The sequence below is a fragment of the Polyangium jinanense genome (genome assembly GCF_028435365.1).
The window spans coordinates 24,839-39,515 of sequence record NZ_JAGTJJ010000004.1; the positions used below are offsets into that span (position 1 = coordinate 24,839).

General features: G+C 68.6%; 12 protein-coding genes. 5 read left to right on the plus strand and 7 right to left on the minus strand.

The window, feature by feature from the left end; all coding sequences use genetic code 11:
- Positions 1-65 precede the first annotated feature (65 nt).
- Entirely contained in the window at positions 66-2,312 is a 2,247-nt protein-coding gene (gene ppk1 / locus KEG57_RS11385) for a polyphosphate kinase 1 (RefSeq protein ID WP_272458456.1), read from the minus strand.
- Positions 2,313-2,432: 120 nt separating this feature from the next.
- On the opposite strand from ppk1, the gene panC reads away from it, so the two are divergent.
- Genes panC through KEG57_RS11400 form a run of 3 tightly spaced genes read left to right on the plus strand, consistent with a single transcriptional unit; the run spans position 2,433 to position 5,496 of the window.
- Positions 2,433-3,395: a pantoate--beta-alanine ligase gene (gene panC / locus KEG57_RS11390; protein WP_276605128.1), complete on the plus strand. Its 963-nt coding sequence runs from the start codon at positions 2,433-2,435 to the stop codon at positions 3,393-3,395.
- On the plus strand, positions 3,388-4,053 hold the full coding sequence (tmk, locus tag KEG57_RS11395) for a dTMP kinase (protein ID WP_272458457.1): 666 nt from the start codon (positions 3,388-3,390) through the stop codon (positions 4,051-4,053). Before panC ends, tmk begins: the two co-directional genes overlap by 8 nt.
- Positions 4,054-4,083: 30 nt before the next feature.
- Positions 4,084-5,496 carry a YecA family protein gene (locus KEG57_RS11400; RefSeq protein WP_272458458.1) on the plus strand — a complete coding sequence of 471 codons (1,413 nt, stop codon included), beginning with the start codon at positions 4,084-4,086 and terminating at the stop codon, positions 5,494-5,496.
- 258 nt (positions 5,497-5,754) lie between these two features.
- On the opposite strand, the gene KEG57_RS11405 is transcribed toward KEG57_RS11400, so the two are convergent.
- The 3 genes from KEG57_RS11405 to KEG57_RS11415 form a co-directional block, all read right to left on the minus strand.
- A complete protein-coding gene (locus tag KEG57_RS11405) occupies positions 5,755-7,002 on the minus strand; it encodes a hypothetical protein (RefSeq protein WP_272458459.1) in 1,248 nt (415 codons plus the stop codon).
- A 12-nt stretch (positions 7,003-7,014) separates the two neighbouring features.
- A complete protein-coding gene (locus KEG57_RS11410; protein WP_272420094.1) occupies positions 7,015-7,374 on the minus strand; it encodes a VOC family protein in 360 nt (119 codons plus the stop codon).
- Between the two features lie 79 nt (positions 7,375-7,453).
- Complete coding sequence (locus KEG57_RS11415) at positions 7,454-9,055, minus strand: hypothetical protein (RefSeq protein WP_272458460.1); 1,602 nt, start codon at positions 9,053-9,055, stop codon at positions 7,454-7,456.
- 415 nt (positions 9,056-9,470) lie between these two features.
- Between KEG57_RS11415 and KEG57_RS11420 the strand changes: the two genes are divergently transcribed.
- A complete protein-coding gene (locus KEG57_RS11420) occupies positions 9,471-10,682 on the plus strand; it encodes a vWA domain-containing protein (RefSeq protein ID WP_272420092.1) in 1,212 nt (403 codons plus the stop codon).
- A 172-nt stretch (positions 10,683-10,854) separates the two neighbouring features.
- Here the strand turns inward: KEG57_RS11420 and KEG57_RS11425 are convergent, their stop codons facing one another.
- Positions 10,855-12,018, minus strand: coding sequence for an outer membrane protein assembly factor BamD (locus tag KEG57_RS11425; RefSeq protein WP_272420091.1), 1,164 nt, complete (start codon positions 12,016-12,018; stop codon positions 10,855-10,857).
- A 291-nt stretch (positions 12,019-12,309) separates the two neighbouring features.
- On the opposite strand from KEG57_RS11425, the gene KEG57_RS11430 reads away from it, so the two are divergent.
- Positions 12,310-12,516, plus strand: a complete 207-nt coding sequence (locus tag KEG57_RS11430) for an HP1242/YdcH family protein (protein WP_272420090.1) — start codon at positions 12,310-12,312, stop codon at positions 12,514-12,516.
- A 138-nt stretch (positions 12,517-12,654) separates the two neighbouring features.
- Here the strand turns inward: KEG57_RS11430 and KEG57_RS11435 are convergent, their stop codons facing one another.
- A complete protein-coding gene (locus KEG57_RS11435; protein ID WP_272420089.1) occupies positions 12,655-13,200 on the minus strand; it encodes an outer membrane protein assembly factor BamD in 546 nt (181 codons plus the stop codon).
- Between the two features lie 32 nt (positions 13,201-13,232).
- Entirely contained in the window at positions 13,233-14,591 is a 1,359-nt protein-coding gene (locus tag KEG57_RS11440; RefSeq protein ID WP_272458461.1) for a metallophosphoesterase, read from the minus strand.
- Between the last annotated feature and the right edge of the window lie 86 nt (positions 14,592-14,677).

The following is a 14,677-nucleotide window of genomic DNA, read 5'->3' on the forward strand; positions in this document are numbered from 1 at the left end:
CTCGGGGGGTGAATCGGCCGGGCTATGCCTGGCCGAGAGGGGGACGCGAGGCGTCCCCCTCGGGACTAAGACGGAGGATGGTGCTTCTTCTTCTTGCCGTTCTTGCGGCGTAGCTCGTCGCCGCCCTCGCCGTGGCCCACCTGGAAGATGTGGAACCGGCCGCCCCGCGAGAGCACGTCGGCCGGTTTCGGCCGCTCGCGCGCAAGCTCCATGAACCGCTGCTGCGAGCGCACCGGGGTCGCGCCCGCGGGCGTCGCGACACGCGTGTAGCTGCCGTCCGCGTTGAGCGTCCACGTCTTCGCCGTGTCGGCCTCGAGCGTCGCGAGCATGTCCTCGGCGCGGGTGCGCGCGGCCGGATCGAGCAGCGGCACGAGCACCTCCACGCGGCGGTGGAAGTTCCGCGGCATCCAGTCCGCGCTCGAGAAGTAAAACTCTTCGCTCCCGCCGTTCGCGAAACGGAAGACGCGCTTGTGCTCGAGGAATCGGTCGATGAGCGCGCGCACCTGGATCCGCTCCGACAGCCCCGGGATCCCGGGACGCAAGCAGCAGATGCCGCGGACGAAGAGCCGGATGTCGACGCCGTGCTGGCTCGCCGAATACAGCGCGTCGATCACGTCCACGTCCACGAGCGCGTTCATCTGCGCCACGATCTCGGCCTTGCGACCGGCGCGCGCGTGCTCGGTCTCGCGCGCGATGAGCCCGAGGATCGCCTCGTGCAGCCCGAGCGGCGCCACCACGAGCCGGTTCCACTTCGGCGGCGCGCTGTAGCCCGTGAGCAGGTTGAAGAGCGAGGTCACGTCCTCGCCGAGCTCGCGGTTCGCCGTGAAGAGCCCGAAGTCCGTGTAGAGGCGCGCCGTGTGCGGGTTGTAGTTGCCTGTCGAGAGGTGCACGTAGCGCCGGAGTTTGTCCTTCTCCCGCCGCACCACGAGCAGCGCCTTCACGTGCGTCTTCAGCCCGAGCAGGCCGTAGATCACCTGCGCACCGCTCTGCTCGAGCGTACGCGCCCACTGGATGTTCGAGGCCTCGTCGAAGCGCGCCTTGAGCTCGACGATCGCCGTCACCTGCTTGCCGTTCTCCGCGGCCCGCGCGAGCGCCTTCACGATCGGCGAGTCGCCGCCGGTGCGGTAGAGCGTCTGCTTGATCGCGAGCACGTTCGGATCGTCGGCCGCGCGTGAGATGAACTCGACCACCGGCTCGAACGAGTCGTACGGGTGGTGCAACAAGACGTCCCGCTCGCGGATCACGGCGAACGGATCCTCGACGTCGCGCAGCGCGACCGGCACCTGCGGCGTGAAGACCTCGTCTCGCAGATCCCGCCGATCCTCCTCGCCCACCACGGAGACGAGATCCGCGATGCTGAGCGGGCCCGAGATACGGTAGACGTCGAGGCTCGGATCGATGCCGAGCGCGCGGCAGAGGCGCTGCACGCTCGCGCCCACGCCGCCGCCGACGCCGATCTCCACGCGCACGGCGTTGCCGCGATCGCGGCGCCGGAGCTCGGCCTGGATCGTCTCGAGGAGGTCCTCGCCTTCTTCCTCGTCGATCTCGAGGTCCCAGTTGCGCGTGACGCGGAACGGGTACGTCCCGCGGAGGCGCGAGACCGGGAAGAACTCTTTTACGTGGCGCGCGATCACGTCCTCGAGCAGCACGAACGCCCGGCCGCAACCGTCGACGCGCACGCGCATGAGGCGGCTCAGCATCGGCGGCACCTGGATCACGCCGAAGCCGGGCTCCTCGCCCTCGTGCTCGCGGCTGAACATGATGCCGAGGTTGATGCTCTTGTTGCGCAGGTGCGGGAACGGATGGCCGGGATCGATCGCCAGCGGCGTGAGGATCGGGAAGATGTCCGTGCGGAACCGCTCGTCGAGCGCCGCGAGCTCGGCCGCGTCGAGCTCCTCGGGTCGCACGATCCGCACGCCGACGCGATGGAGCGCCGGCAGCATCTCCGTGTTCCAGAGCCGGTAGGCGCTGTCGACGAGCGCGTGCGCCCGCGCGCTGATGGCGAGGAGCTGCTCCTGCGGCTTCATGCCGTCCGGCGGGACCTCGGTGATCGTGCGGTGCGTCTGGGCCTGCAGGCCCGCCACGCGCACCATGAAGAACTCGTCGAGGTTCGAGAAGAAGATGCCGAGGAACTTGAGGCGTTCGAAGAGCGGCACCTCCATCGAGCCGGCCTCGGAGAGGACGCGGGCGTTGAACTCGAGCCACGAGAGCTCGCGATTGAGGTACTGCAGGGGATCCGAGTCGCCCGCGGCCGGGACCAGGGACGAATGGCGAGCTGCGACATCGGGCGTGGAAGGAGTCTCGAACGTCACGATGAACTCAGTCTAGCCTACCCGATCGCTTGGGTCAGTCGATCGAACCCGAGAGAAGCGAGCGCCGTGGAGGTCGGTCGGTTCCTTGTGGCGTGTCCTTTCTGCTAGCGTGGGCGCGCCATGGAGATCTGGCGCGCACCTCTCGACTTCCGGCGTGCGTGTGACGAGGCCCGGCAGCGCGGCGCGCGCGTCGGCCTCGTTCCCACGATGGGCGCCTTGCACCGCGGGCATCAGACGCTCATCGAGGAGGCCCGAAAGCACGCCGATTTCATCGTCGTCTCGATCTTCGTGAACCCCACGCAGTTCGGGCCGAACGAAGACTTCGCCCGCTACCCGCGGGACCTCGAAGGCGATGCGAAGAAGTGCGCGGAGGCAGGCGCGCACGGCATCTTCGCGCCGGCCCCCGCCGACATGTACCCGCCCGGCGACGAGACCCGCGTGCACGTCGGCGCCACGGCCGCGGGCCTCTGCGGCGTGCACCGGCCCGGCCACTTCGAAGGCGTGGCCACGGTCGTCACGAAATTGTTTGCGCTCGTAGGACCTTCCATCGCGCTCTTCGGCCGCAAGGACTACCAGCAGCTCAAGGTCATCGAGCGCTTCACGCGGGATCTCTTCCTGCCCGTCGAGGTCGTCGGCGTGCGGACCGTGCGCGAACCGGATGGGCTCGCGATGTCGTCGCGCAACGCGTACCTCTCGGCAGAAGCGCGCGCGCAGGCGCTCGCCATCCCGCGAGGTCTCTCGGCCGCGGCGCGCGCGTTCGCCGCGGGGGAGCGCCGTGCCGGCATGCTCACGGCGCTCGCGCGTGGACACGTCGCGCCCGTCGCGAGCTCGATCGACTACGTGGACGTGGCCGACGCGGACACGCTCGCCGTGCTCGGCCCCGAGGAACACACGCCGGATCGCGTGCTGCTCGCGCTCGCCATCCGCATCGGCGGCGCGCGGCTCATCGACAACCTGGTGCTCGGCGAGGACCCGATCCCCGAGTCAACGCTTGGGGGCTCCGCTCCGGCGAGCGGAGCTACGCCCCCAAACCCCCACGAAGCGATCGCTGTAAACGAAGGAGACGAGGAACGCCATGCGTGAAGGCGAGGACGGAAACGACGGCCTGTTCGTCGTCTTCGAGGGCATCGACGGCGCGGGGACCACGACGCAAGCCGCGCGGTACGGCTCGTTCTTGCGAGGACGCCGGAGGCTCGCGCACGTCACGCGCGAGCCGAGCGGCGGGCCGATGGGCTCGCTGCTCCGGCTCGTGCTCACCCAGCGCGTGAACCTGCCTTCGAGGCACCGCGACACCACGATGGCGCTGCTCTTCGCGGCGGACAGGCTCGATCACATCGAGGCCGAGGTCGCTCCGCACCTGCGCGACGGCTACGTGGTCATCTCGGATCGGTACGAGCTCTCGAGCATCATCTACCAGTCGATCGGCATCGAAGACGAGGCCGCGCGCGCCGACATGATCGCCTGGATTCGCCACTGCAACCGCCACGCGCTCAAGCCCGACGTCACGGTCGTCGTGGACGTCGATCCGGACGTCGCCGCGCAACGCAGGCGCGCTCGTGGCGGCGCGAGCGAGCTCTTCGAGGAGCCGGAGCTCCAGGCCCGCCTCGCCCGCGCTTACCTCGAAGCCGACGCGATCATCGGCGGCGACCGGCTCGTGCACGTCGACGGCAACGGCGACGTCGATTCCGTGACCGCGGCGATCGTTCGCGCGCTCGAACCCTACGTCGGCGAGGGCCCCTGATCGAATCACGAGCTTGACCGCGAGCTTCGCATGACTCTCAGCGGACACGCGCATCACTTCCTTTCGCGGCTCGACCGGCTCTCGGTGCCGCACCTCGACGTCGCCCTCTCGCTCTACCGCGACGATCCTCTCCTGCGGCACATCCTGAACACCGCGCGTGTCCCGGAGGGCATGGAGCGCGTGGCCATCTCGCTCGCGGATCCCGAGAAGGGCCCGTTCCTCATCGTCACGCGCGGCGGCAAGTTCGTCACGTGCCTCGGCGCGGGCATGGGCGTCAGGAACCTCCACGTCATCCCGCGGGAGCGGCTCGACGCGATCACGGAGAACGTCATCACGTGGCGCGAGCGCACGGACCGCTTCCTCAACTCGACGGGCAACGCGACGGAGCTCATGCGCGCGCTCTACGAGCGAGGGCAGTGGCTCACGCGCGAACAATTCGAGGGCATCGCCGTGTGGCAACCGTTCCTCGCCCTCGAGCTCTTGAAGTGGATGATCGAGGAGGCCAAGGCGGTCGACCACATGCGCGAGCTCCTGCTCCGTGAGGTGCCGAAGAACGGCAAGCTGCATCGGCGCTGGGACGAGACGCTGCACGGGCTCTGGTGCCGGATGTGGACGCTCGGGCACCTGTCGCTCCTCGCCGCGATGGACGGCAAGGCGCCCTATCAGGAGCTGCCGGAGCCCGCGCGCAAGGCCATGTCCGAGTGCGCGTACGCGCGCCCCGCCGTCTCGCAGGGATTGGTCGGCAACGCGTTCCGCGGCCTCTGGGGTGCGGCGCGCCTCGGCGAGGAGCTGTTCCCGCACTACAAGAAGGCCCATGAGGAGGCCGACAACGTCATCGAAGTCGCCGACAGCATGTTCACGTTCGCGACGATCGGCTTCCGCTACCCGGCGCTGCGTGCGGAGGTGAGAGAAGCGCTCTCACCGAGCGCGCCCTTGCCGGAGGGCAAGAGCCACCTCGCGTCCGTGCGCAGAGCGCTCACGAACATCTTCCTTTCCGACGACGCGGACCCGATGGATCTCCCCGACCGGCTCGCGAAGGTCGGAGCCGACCTCGCGGTCACCGTCGGAAAGCGCGCCCCTTCCTCGTCGCCCTACCATTTCACGGACGCCGCGGACGTGCCGCGGGATCTCGCGCGCGCCGCCCTGCTCCTCGTCGATGGGTGCTACATCTCAGAGCAAGAGCTCCTGCCCGTGATGGTCATGGCGCTCCCGTGGCTCGCGCGCGCGAAGCCCGAGGAGCTCTACCTGCCCGCCGACTACATCGCCGCCATCCGCGTCCCCTACGATCGGGACTACGCGCTCACGCTCCTGCGCCAAGACCGCCGCAGGCTGAAAGACTTCCGCACGGCGGAGGCGAAGGAGCAGCAGACGGGCCCCGCGCGAAGCGCACCGTGCCCCTGCGGGAGTGGGAAAAAGTACAAGCGCTGCTGCGGCGATCGCTGAGAGAAGGCCAACCGCTCACCGATCGCCCCACCCTCGCCGGATCTTGCCCGACACGCCCGGACGCTCCTTCGAGCGCGCCCGCCACATGGACGGAGACGCCGAAGGCGCCTTCCGCACGCCCCGCCATGTGGCGGGACCGCGCAGAACGCCGTTGAGCGCGTCCCGCCACATGGACGGAGACGCCGAAGGGTCCTTCGTGACGCGCCGCCTTCGGGCAGGGCCGCACGAAGGCGCCTCGCGCGGCGCCCGCCATGGGGATCAGCGCGAGCCTCCGTCCACATCCGCTTGCCGCCATCGGTCCGGCTTGCGTACCTCCCAGGCCCCCTCGTCGTCGAGCGACAGTGGTGCGATGCGGTACCTGCCCCGTCCGTCGTCCTCACACACGATGAGCGTATGATCGTCGAGCCACACGCTCGCCGCAGACACGGACGAGCGATGGTCGCGACCTCGGCGAACGATGCCGGTTCGCGTATCCACGACGGTCGTCCTTCCTTTCGAATACGTATAGGAGATCGCGGCGAGGCCGGTGTCGTTGACGGCCAGGCCGAGGTGGGCATCCAGCGCGATGCCGTCGACGTACCCATCCGCCAGGATCTGCGCGCTTCGCTGGTCGACCAGCGAGAACTCGAGCAAACCGCTGCTCTTGGTGAAGAGACCACAGATCCCGCGGTCACAGAGGACCGACGGGGTGTGGATCCCGTTGGAACAAGTCAGCTTGCGGCGCGCAGCGGGCGGCGCCTCCCAGAAAAAGCAAACGTCTCCTGTCCCTTCCGACAAATGGGCTGTCCGGTGATCGTCGTATTTGTAGGAGACGACCGGTAAACGCTCGACTACGCGCCGTGGATCCTGGAGGTCCCGCGGACGGGGAACGAAGTCCGGAGACCCGGGCATGCGGACCCAGCTCCAGTCCTTGTGTCCCGTCTCGATCTCCGCGCCGCCATCCTCGTCGAACCGGACATACCAGGTGGTGGCGCTCTCCCCGTCCTTTGCGCCGAACGCGAGATAGGGCAGCCACGCGCCCACGCGGTGGAACCGCTTCGCCAGCCCCTCCAGCCGGGCCAGGATCGCCCGAGATTCGGGCGTATGCAGAGCGCTCGGGTCCGCCGTCCCGCGCGGGTATCCTCGCGACGTGAGGACGAGCTGGCGTTCGGCTCGACCATCCAGGTGGGCGGCGATGTACGCGTGGTAGTACGGCTCCTGAAAGGACTCGTTTCGAAAGAAGAGGATCGTCCGCTCGTCGCGGTTGCCCGCGATCATTTCCCAGGGCTTGCAATCGAAGGCGTCGTCGCTCCACGCGTCGGGTACGTCGGTGGAGCCGGAAGCGGCGCTCCCGAGCGGCGCTGACGCGGATGCGTCGCCAGCGTCGCTCGGGTCGTTCGGCCCATCCTGCGCGGCGCCGCCAGGCCAGAACGAGATCACGCCGAGGGAAACGATGAGCACAGTCGAGACGGCGCCGGCGATGGCGAGCCACCTACGACGATGGTGCCGGGCGCTCGCATCGCTCATGCGCCCGTCCCGTCACGGCGTGTGACAGACCGCCTCGATGTTGTGCCCGTCCGGATCCAGGACGAACGCGCCGTAATAATTCGGGTGGTACTGCGGCCGAAGCCCGGGGGCACCGTTGTCCTTGCCTCCGGCGCGGATCGCGGCCTCGTAAAACGCGTCGACCGTCTTGCGATCCGCGGCGACGAACGCGACGTGCTGGCGCAAGCCCACCTCCCCCGCGCCGAGCCAGAAATCGGGTTTGCCCTTTTCCCCGAGCCCGAGCACGCCGGGGAACTCCATCATCACCGCATAACCGAGGGGCGCGAGGGCAGCCGCGTAAAACGCCTTGCTCTTCTCCAGATCACGAACGCCGATCGAGATGTGGTCAATCATGGGCGGCATCCTACCCGAGCGAAGGAACCATGTCGCCACGAATTCCTTCGCCCGAGAAGCCCCCCCGACAAACGCCCCGTCAGTGCGTGACGGAAGAGGGCCGGGGCTCCGGTGCGGGCGGGTCCGCCACCACCTCGCAAACGGCATTCGCGATCGTCACGTCGTCGAGGTTCCACCCCGACACCGTGAACACGCCGCCGTTGCCCACCTCGAAGCCGAAACGCACACGCAGCGCCGGGTTTCGGTATGCCGTGAGGTCGTATGTCATGAGCGTCCACGCCGCGTCCTTGATCGCCGGCGGCCCGCCCGAGTTCCACACGTTGACCCACGCGCTCCCGTCGAAGACGTCGACGGTGTTCGTCATGTACGGACCGTAATCGCTGTTGAGCCAGCGGTAGAAGGAGAGCCACAAAGAGCCCGTGCCGCTCGTGTCGATCGGAGGGCTCACGAGGTACTCCGGCGGGTGAACGGCCTCAGCCGCATACCCTCCGATGCTCACGCCCGCGATGCCGTTGTCGGCCGTCGAGGTGCGGTCCGTGGCCGGGTCCTCGGCGCCGTGGGAGGCGTTGCCCGGTGAAGCCTTCGCGGGGCCGATCTGCCACTCGCCTTCGAGCGTCCAGCCCGCGGAGTTGTCCGCGAACGTCTCGTGCAGGTAGACGACGTACCCCTCGGCCTTGCCGCCCGTACACGACCCCGCCGAGCACGTCTCGCCCAGCGTGCACGCGTTGCCATCCTCGCAGGCTCCGCCCTCGTTGACCGGCACGGCCGCGCAGACGCCCGACGCGTCGCAGACGCCGTCGTTGCAGTCGTTCTTGGCGGACGCGCAGGCCACGCCCGGCGTGGGCACCCTCTGACAAACACCCGACGCGTCGCACATCCCCGTATTGCACTCGTCGACGACTTCGCTGCACGAAAGGCCCGCGCCGCGTGGCGCGCCCACGCACGCCCCCGTGGCCGCGTCGCAGACGCCCGTGTTGCAGTCGTCCGCGGCGCTCGCGCAGTCCTTCGGGCCTCCTCCCTGGCAAACGCCGGCGGCGCAGGTCTTGCCCGTCAGGCACGGGTCGCCGCCTTGCTCGCAAGCGAGGCCCTCGTTGCCGGGGACGGGTTCACAGGCGCCCGTCTGCGGATTGCAGACCGCGACGTGACAATCGTCGGGCACGGGCGCGAAGTGACAGCTTTTCGGCGACCCGACGCAGGCGCCGCCCTTGCAGGTCGCGGAGACCGTGCACGCGTCGCTCGACACGCAAGGCGCTCCGTCGAGCGCGGGCCCCTCGTCGCAGGAGGCCGTGTCCTCGTGGCAGGTCACGACCGAGCAGGTCGCGGCTTCGATGCCGCAGTCGTTTTGCCCGCCCCCGACGCAAACGCCGTCCTGGCAGCTATCGCCCACGGTGCAGAAGAGCCCATCCTCGCAGGAGGTCCCGGCGGGGCGCGGGACGATGGCGCAGCGCTTCTTCTCCGCGTCGCAGACGGACGCGAGGCAGGGCGGCGCATCGATGAGCGAGCAATCCAAGGGGCAGTCCGTGGCCCCGAGGGAGGCGCCGCCTTGGCCGCCTTGGCCCCCCGCGCCGCCTTCGCCGTTTTCGCCGCGACCGCCCTCTCCAGGCGCGGCATCAGACGCCTTTTGTGCGCAGCCCGCGGCGACGACGCTCACGGACAAGGCGAGAATGCGCCCCCAATTCATCCATTCCCTCATCGTCGACCTACCTCTCTGCCGCAGCGAGGCGCGAATCCTCGCCCGTGCGGCGCGACGGCGCACCCTTGTCCGGAACGGCGTGTATAGCCGCGACGCACCAGTTTTTCCAAATTGCACGTTCGAGATCGCAATCAGACGTCCCCCGATTGCGATCCAGCCTCCGTAAGGCCATCATTTCGACGAATGCCGCTGCTTCGATGCCCTCGTCGAAACCCATCTTCCATTCGTGGGTGCTTGCCGCGCACGTCCGTGCCGTATACATCGTTCTTGCTCCGTCGTCGCCCCCCGAGCGCCTCGAATGATTCGAGTTCACGGCCTTCCGGCGACGCAAAGCTCCCCGATCGGTGATGGATACGAGGCACCGAGCGGATGGTCGTCTTTCTCCAGATTCCCAGGAGTAAACATGTTTTTCCGCGCATCCCGCATTACGAGCACAACGCAGGTCGGACCTCTGGGGCGCTTCCTCGCATTCGGCGGCCAGAGCCCCAAGACTTTCTGCGCCCTCGCGGCGCTCTGCGTCTCCTCGCTCGGCCTCGCGTGCAGCGCCTCCGGGGGCCATGAGGGCCATGCCACGAACGGCGTGGAGGAGACGACCGGCACAGGTGGCGGCGGAGGCTCGGATCAGGGCAGCGCCGCCGGCACGGGCGGCGATATGTTCGATTTCGACGGCGGCATGATGGGCGCCGGCGGAGGCGGGGAGGAGGCCTGCGCCCAGACCGGTGGAAAAGCCGAGCCCGTCGAGCTCGATCTCGTCATCCTGCTCGACCGCTCCGGCAGCATGTACGGCCAGAACTGGAACGGCGCGACGGCCGCCGTCAAGCAATTCGTGGAGGATCCGGCCTCGGCAGGGATCAACGTTGGTATCCTGTATTTCCCCGTGGATACCCCGCCCGACGGGCTCGTTTGCAACTACCACCATTACGACGACCTGTCCGTCCCGATCGGGCCCCTGCCCGGGAACACGCCGGCCCTCGTCCAGTCGATCAACGGCGAGAGCCCGAACGGCGGCTCGACGCCGATGTACGGCGCGCTCGAAGGCGCGCTCTTCAATGCGACGGCCTACAAGGACGCGCACCCGAGCCACAAGGTCATCCTGGTCTTCGCGAGCGACGGCGATCCCAATAGCTGCCCCGGCAACCAGAACGACATCCCGAGCATCTCGAGTCTGGCGAAGGCCGCCCTCGATTACAACGGCGTCGAGACGTACGTCGTCGCCATCAACGGCGCGAGCGTCTTGAACCTCGACCAGATCGCCGCCGCCGGCGGGACCACGAAATCGTACGACGTCACCGCGAACGTGTCGCAGTTCGCGCAAAAGATGACGGAGATCCGCTCGAAGGCCGTCGCCTGCGAGTACATCGTCCCCGAGCCGTCCGGGGGCACGCCGCTCGAGCTCGACAAGGCCACGGTCAAGCACACGAACGGCGGGGGCATCGAAAAAGAGATCCCCCAGGCCAAGGGCGTGGCCGACTGCGGCGTGGGCCCCGGCTGGTATTACGACGATCCGAAGAAACCGCAGAAGATCATGCTTTGCCCCGCCTCATGCCAGATCGTCCAGGCCGATCCGGACGGCAAGCTCGATATCTTCTTCGGCTGCAAGCCCGACATTCATTGAAGGCTCGCCGGGCTGCTAGAACATCGATCGGTTTACAACCGCTCGATGTTCTAGCTCTTTTGTCCCGAGGGGGACGCCTCGCGTCCCCCTCTCGTCCGGGCAAAGCCCGGACGATTCACCCCCTGAGGGAAGATCGCTTCGCGATCTTCCGAGCATCGAACCGGTCGATGCTCTAGGGCTTCTTCTTCAACGCCTCGAGCGCCTCCCGGAGCTCGTCCTCGGTGAACGGGAGCCGCTCGAGCGCCGCCTTCTCGTCCGCTAGCGTTCGCTCGAGCGCCCGCTCGGCTTCCCGCGCCCGCCCAATCCAAGCCGACGCCTCCCCCGTGCGATCCCCGAGCCGCACCGTCCCCTCCATCATCTTGAGCCCCTTCTCCAGGAGCACGCGGTAGCGCAGCCGCATCGCCCCCTCGAAGAGCTGCCGCTTGCGCACCGTGTCCGCCGCCGCGGGCGGAGGCACCCGCATCACGTCGCGGTGGAGCTCCTGGTAGAGCTGACCCACGCGGTAGCCCGCCATCGCCGACCAGTGCGCGTCGAGGCTCCGCATCGCCTCGGTGTACGCCCCCTGCGCATCGAGCAGCCCCTGGCAGCGCTTCTCGAGCGTCTCGGCGAAGTTCGGGGGCACAGGCTCGAACTTGATCGCCTCGCTCCGCTTCCGCCGCACCTCGCCCACCGCGAACCAGAGCTGCGCGAGCTCGATCGGAGGCTTGCCCGCCTCGCCCAGACGCTCGCGCTCCACGAGGTCCCGCGCGACCGAGACCTCACGCGCCGCCTCCTCCACGAGGTCCTGCTCCACGAGCCCCAGCGCCCGCGCCCCACGCGCCTCGATCACCTCCAGCACCGCGAGGTCCTGCCGCGCGAGGAGCTTCTCCGACACGGCGACGAGCTCGGCCCAGCGCTCCAGGTACGCGAGCGCTCGACCCAGACGAAAGAGCGCGCTGCGCTCGAGGGCGTGGCCCGGAAAGCGCCGCAAAAACTCCCGCAGCCGCGCGGCCGACGCCTCACGCTCCCCGAGCGCCTCGTACCCGACGGCCGCGTTGTAGAGGCTCGCCGCCCCGACCTCGCCGTCGGGCGCATACCGCGTGAGCTTGTCGAAGACCTCGGCGGCTTCGCGAAACTTCCCGCCGAGGAGCAGCGCCTTCGCCCGCTCGAACTCCTGCACGAGCTCGGCCTCGGCGTACGGCGAGACCACGACGGGCGAGACCTCGATCGTGGGTCCGCCCTCAGCCTTCGGCGCGGGCGTTCGAACCTCGGGCCGAGGTCCGGACGAACCACACCCCGCGAGCAAGCCAGCGAGAGCGAGAGCGAGGCACGTACGCGCCTCCGTGAAAAAAAACATTCCTACCCCAACCGTTCGAGCCCTGGTTTCTCGTGTCTCCATCGCGAGAGACCACCTCTCCGACGCGTCGCGTTTGGCGGCCGGAGGCGACAAGGACGAACCCGACCCGAGTGGAAAACGTCGAATGAAGAAGCACATGAGCCACGCGGAAAGGGGATCCGGGCCCGCTCGTCCTAAGGTACCTTGAAACCATCGCGCGCGGCTCCCCGTCCTCGGGGGCCGGCTCGATGATGGACCAGCGAACGGGGCTCATCGCAGCAGTGCAACGGGAGCCCTCACCAGGAGGTGGGCATGATGAAGCGGGTGACCGAGACCGATTCCGATGCCGAGCGGCTGAACCATGCGGAGATGCGCCATCGTGAGCTCGACGAGCGCCTCGCCGAGCTCGGGCGACACGCGTACCTGACGCCCTCCGAGCAGCTCGAGATGGCCGAGCTGAAGAAGCAAAAACTCAAGGCGAAGGACGAGATTCACGCCCTCCGCCAGAGAACGTCCTGACCTGAGGGCGACCGGACACGAGAGAAACGTCCGGAACGAGCCTCGGCCCCCATCACGAGAGAGGGCCCTTCGAACGAACGAGAGCGCCGATCGGCGAGGCCGATGCGGCGCTCTCTGCGTTTCGGGCCTCGGCGAGCTCTACTTCGGCGCCGGCGTCGGGGCCGGGGCCGCGGGAGCTGCGCTGGGATCTTCCTTCTTCTCGGCCGCGTCTTCGGGCTTCTTCGTGCCTTCGGCCTTGTCGTCGACGCTCTCGACGCCGCCGTACACGTCCTTGTTGAGATCGGACATCGCGTCTTCGAGCCGCTTCTTTTCGTCGCCGGTGAGTCCGCCTGGCGTGTTCTTCTCGATGGCGGCGGCGACGGCGAGCCAGTGGCGCGCGTTGTCGCGGTAGCCGCGTTTCGGATCGGCCACGCCGCCCGGCACGTTCGCGGCGAGCGAGAGCCCCGCGAGCCGGTAGTCGGTCATGCCGCGGAGGTATGCGTACTTCGCCTGCTCGGCGTCGGAGAGCGAGTCGATGTCGGGCTCGAGCACGCGGAAGAGCGCGAGCGCCTTCTCGTACTGGTTCTCCTCGTAGTGCTTCTGCGCCCGCTCCAGATCCTGACGGTACGTGGCGCAGCCGAGCAGCACGCTGCCGAGGAGAGCCAACGCGGACGCGGTCGAGACGAGCGAGGAAAACCTACGCATGGCGGGACGATATCCCCGGGCTCGGCCGGTGATCAAGTATCTCCCGCGGACGAAACGCGGCGCCTGGCCCCGAGGGCCCCGAGCGCGGCGAGGGCGACGAGCGCCGCGGCCCCGCCCGCATTCCCGGTCGTGCTCCCCGGGACGGCGCAGGCGCAAGCGGTGCTCGCTTGGGTCGTCGCGGGCGTGGCGGCGGTGGCGGGCTTCTTCTCGTCGGACTTGCAGGACCAGCTCTCCGTCCCCCGGTAGCTGCACTGCTCGATCACGCTCCCGCTCGCGCGGCGGGCGAGGACTTGGACCTCGGGGCCGTCGACCGCGAATTCGAGGAAGTGATGCACCGACTCGAAGTACTGCATCCCCGGCGCGCGACTGCGTTGCTGGTAGAGCGGCGCGCCCGCGCCGCCCGACACGATGTACTTGAGCCCCTGCCCTTCGCCGCGCTCGTAGACGTGGTCGTGCCCCGCGATCACGAGCTCGACCTTGTTGTCCCGCAGCATCGGGATGATCCCTTGCGACGCGAGGCGCGCGTTGCCGCCGTGGTAGCCGCTCGAGAACGGCCCGTGGTGCAGCACCGCGATCCGATGCACGAGCCCCGGCTCGTCGAGCGCGCTCGCGAGCTCCGCGCGCAGCCACTCCTTCTCGTCGCCGGTCCACGTATCCATCGCGTTCAGCAGGAAGAACCGCGTGTTCGACCAGCGGAACGAGCCGTAGAGGTGCGGGCGCTCCCGGCCGTCCGTCTCGGTCGCCGCGAAGTACCGGAGGAAGTTCACCTGCCCCGTGGGATCGGGCGCCGTGAGCTCGTGGTTGCCGACGGCGACGAAGATGCACCGGTTCGCGAGCAGCTTGCCCTCGATGCCGAAGAACTCCTGCCACTGCGCCTCGTTGTTGCCGTCCTGGACCATGTCGCCCGTGTGCACGAAGAAGTCGCCGGGCGCGGCTTCGATGGCCCGTGCGACGGCCGCGTGCGCTGCGGCGTCCGAACGACTGTCGCCGTAGGCGACGAACTTGAAGGGGCGGTCATCCGCGGGCGCCGTGGTGAAATCCACGGGCTTGCTCTCCACGTCGCCGATCTTCACGCGATACGCGTATGTCGTCGCGGGCGAGAGCCCCTCGACCCGGATCGCGTGGAAGCGCTTCTCCGACGCCGACGCCTTCGACGTGGTGAACCCTGCCGGCCCGGTCACGAGGACCGTCGCCGGCTCCGGCGTCGAGAGTTCCAGCTTGATCGTGACGGCCGCCTGGCCGAGCGCTTGCAGGTACGGACCCTTCCGGATCGAGGCCGCATCGGCGGAGGTCGAGGCCCCGAGCAGCACCGCCGTGATGGAAAGCGCGAGGGTGATGCGAGGCAGAGCGCGCAGGGGTGAATGCGGCGGGGTCACGATGCTGCCTAGCATGGATCTTGCGCTCATTTCTAGCCGGAGGGCGTGCCGCCGGGACGGAGGGCGCGACGGCGCGCGGGTGGAAGAATCCGTCGACACCA

Excerpts from the sequence above, each read along its gene's own strand:
- KEG57_RS11435 (WP_272420089.1), bottom strand. The coding sequence starts at position 13,200 with ATGCGTAGGTTTTCCTCGCTCGTCTCGACCGCGTCCGCGTTGGCTCTC.
- panC (WP_276605128.1), top strand. The coding sequence starts at position 2,433 with ATGGAGATCTGGCGCGCACCTCTCGACTTCCGGCGTGCGTGTGACGAG.
- KEG57_RS11425 (WP_272420091.1), bottom strand. The coding sequence starts at position 12,018 with ATGTTTTTTTTCACGGAGGCGCGTACGTGCCTCGCTCTCGCTCTCGCT.
- KEG57_RS11415 (WP_272458460.1), bottom strand. The coding sequence starts at position 9,055 with ATGAATTGGGGGCGCATTCTCGCCTTGTCCGTGAGCGTCGTCGCCGCG.
- KEG57_RS11405 (WP_272458459.1), bottom strand. The coding sequence starts at position 7,002 with ATGAGCGATGCGAGCGCCCGGCACCATCGTCGTAGGTGGCTCGCCATC.
- KEG57_RS11430 (WP_272420090.1), top strand. The coding sequence starts at position 12,310 with ATGATGAAGCGGGTGACCGAGACCGATTCCGATGCCGAGCGGCTGAAC.
- KEG57_RS11400 (WP_272458458.1), top strand. The coding sequence starts at position 4,084 with ATGACTCTCAGCGGACACGCGCATCACTTCCTTTCGCGGCTCGACCGG.
- KEG57_RS11420 (WP_272420092.1), top strand. The coding sequence starts at position 9,471 with ATGTTTTTCCGCGCATCCCGCATTACGAGCACAACGCAGGTCGGACCT.
- tmk (WP_272458457.1), top strand. The coding sequence starts at position 3,388 with ATGCGTGAAGGCGAGGACGGAAACGACGGCCTGTTCGTCGTCTTCGAG.
- KEG57_RS11440 (WP_272458461.1), bottom strand. The coding sequence starts at position 14,591 with ATGCTAGGCAGCATCGTGACCCCGCCGCATTCACCCCTGCGCGCTCTG.
- KEG57_RS11410 (WP_272420094.1), bottom strand. The coding sequence starts at position 7,374 with ATGATTGACCACATCTCGATCGGCGTTCGTGATCTGGAGAAGAGCAAG.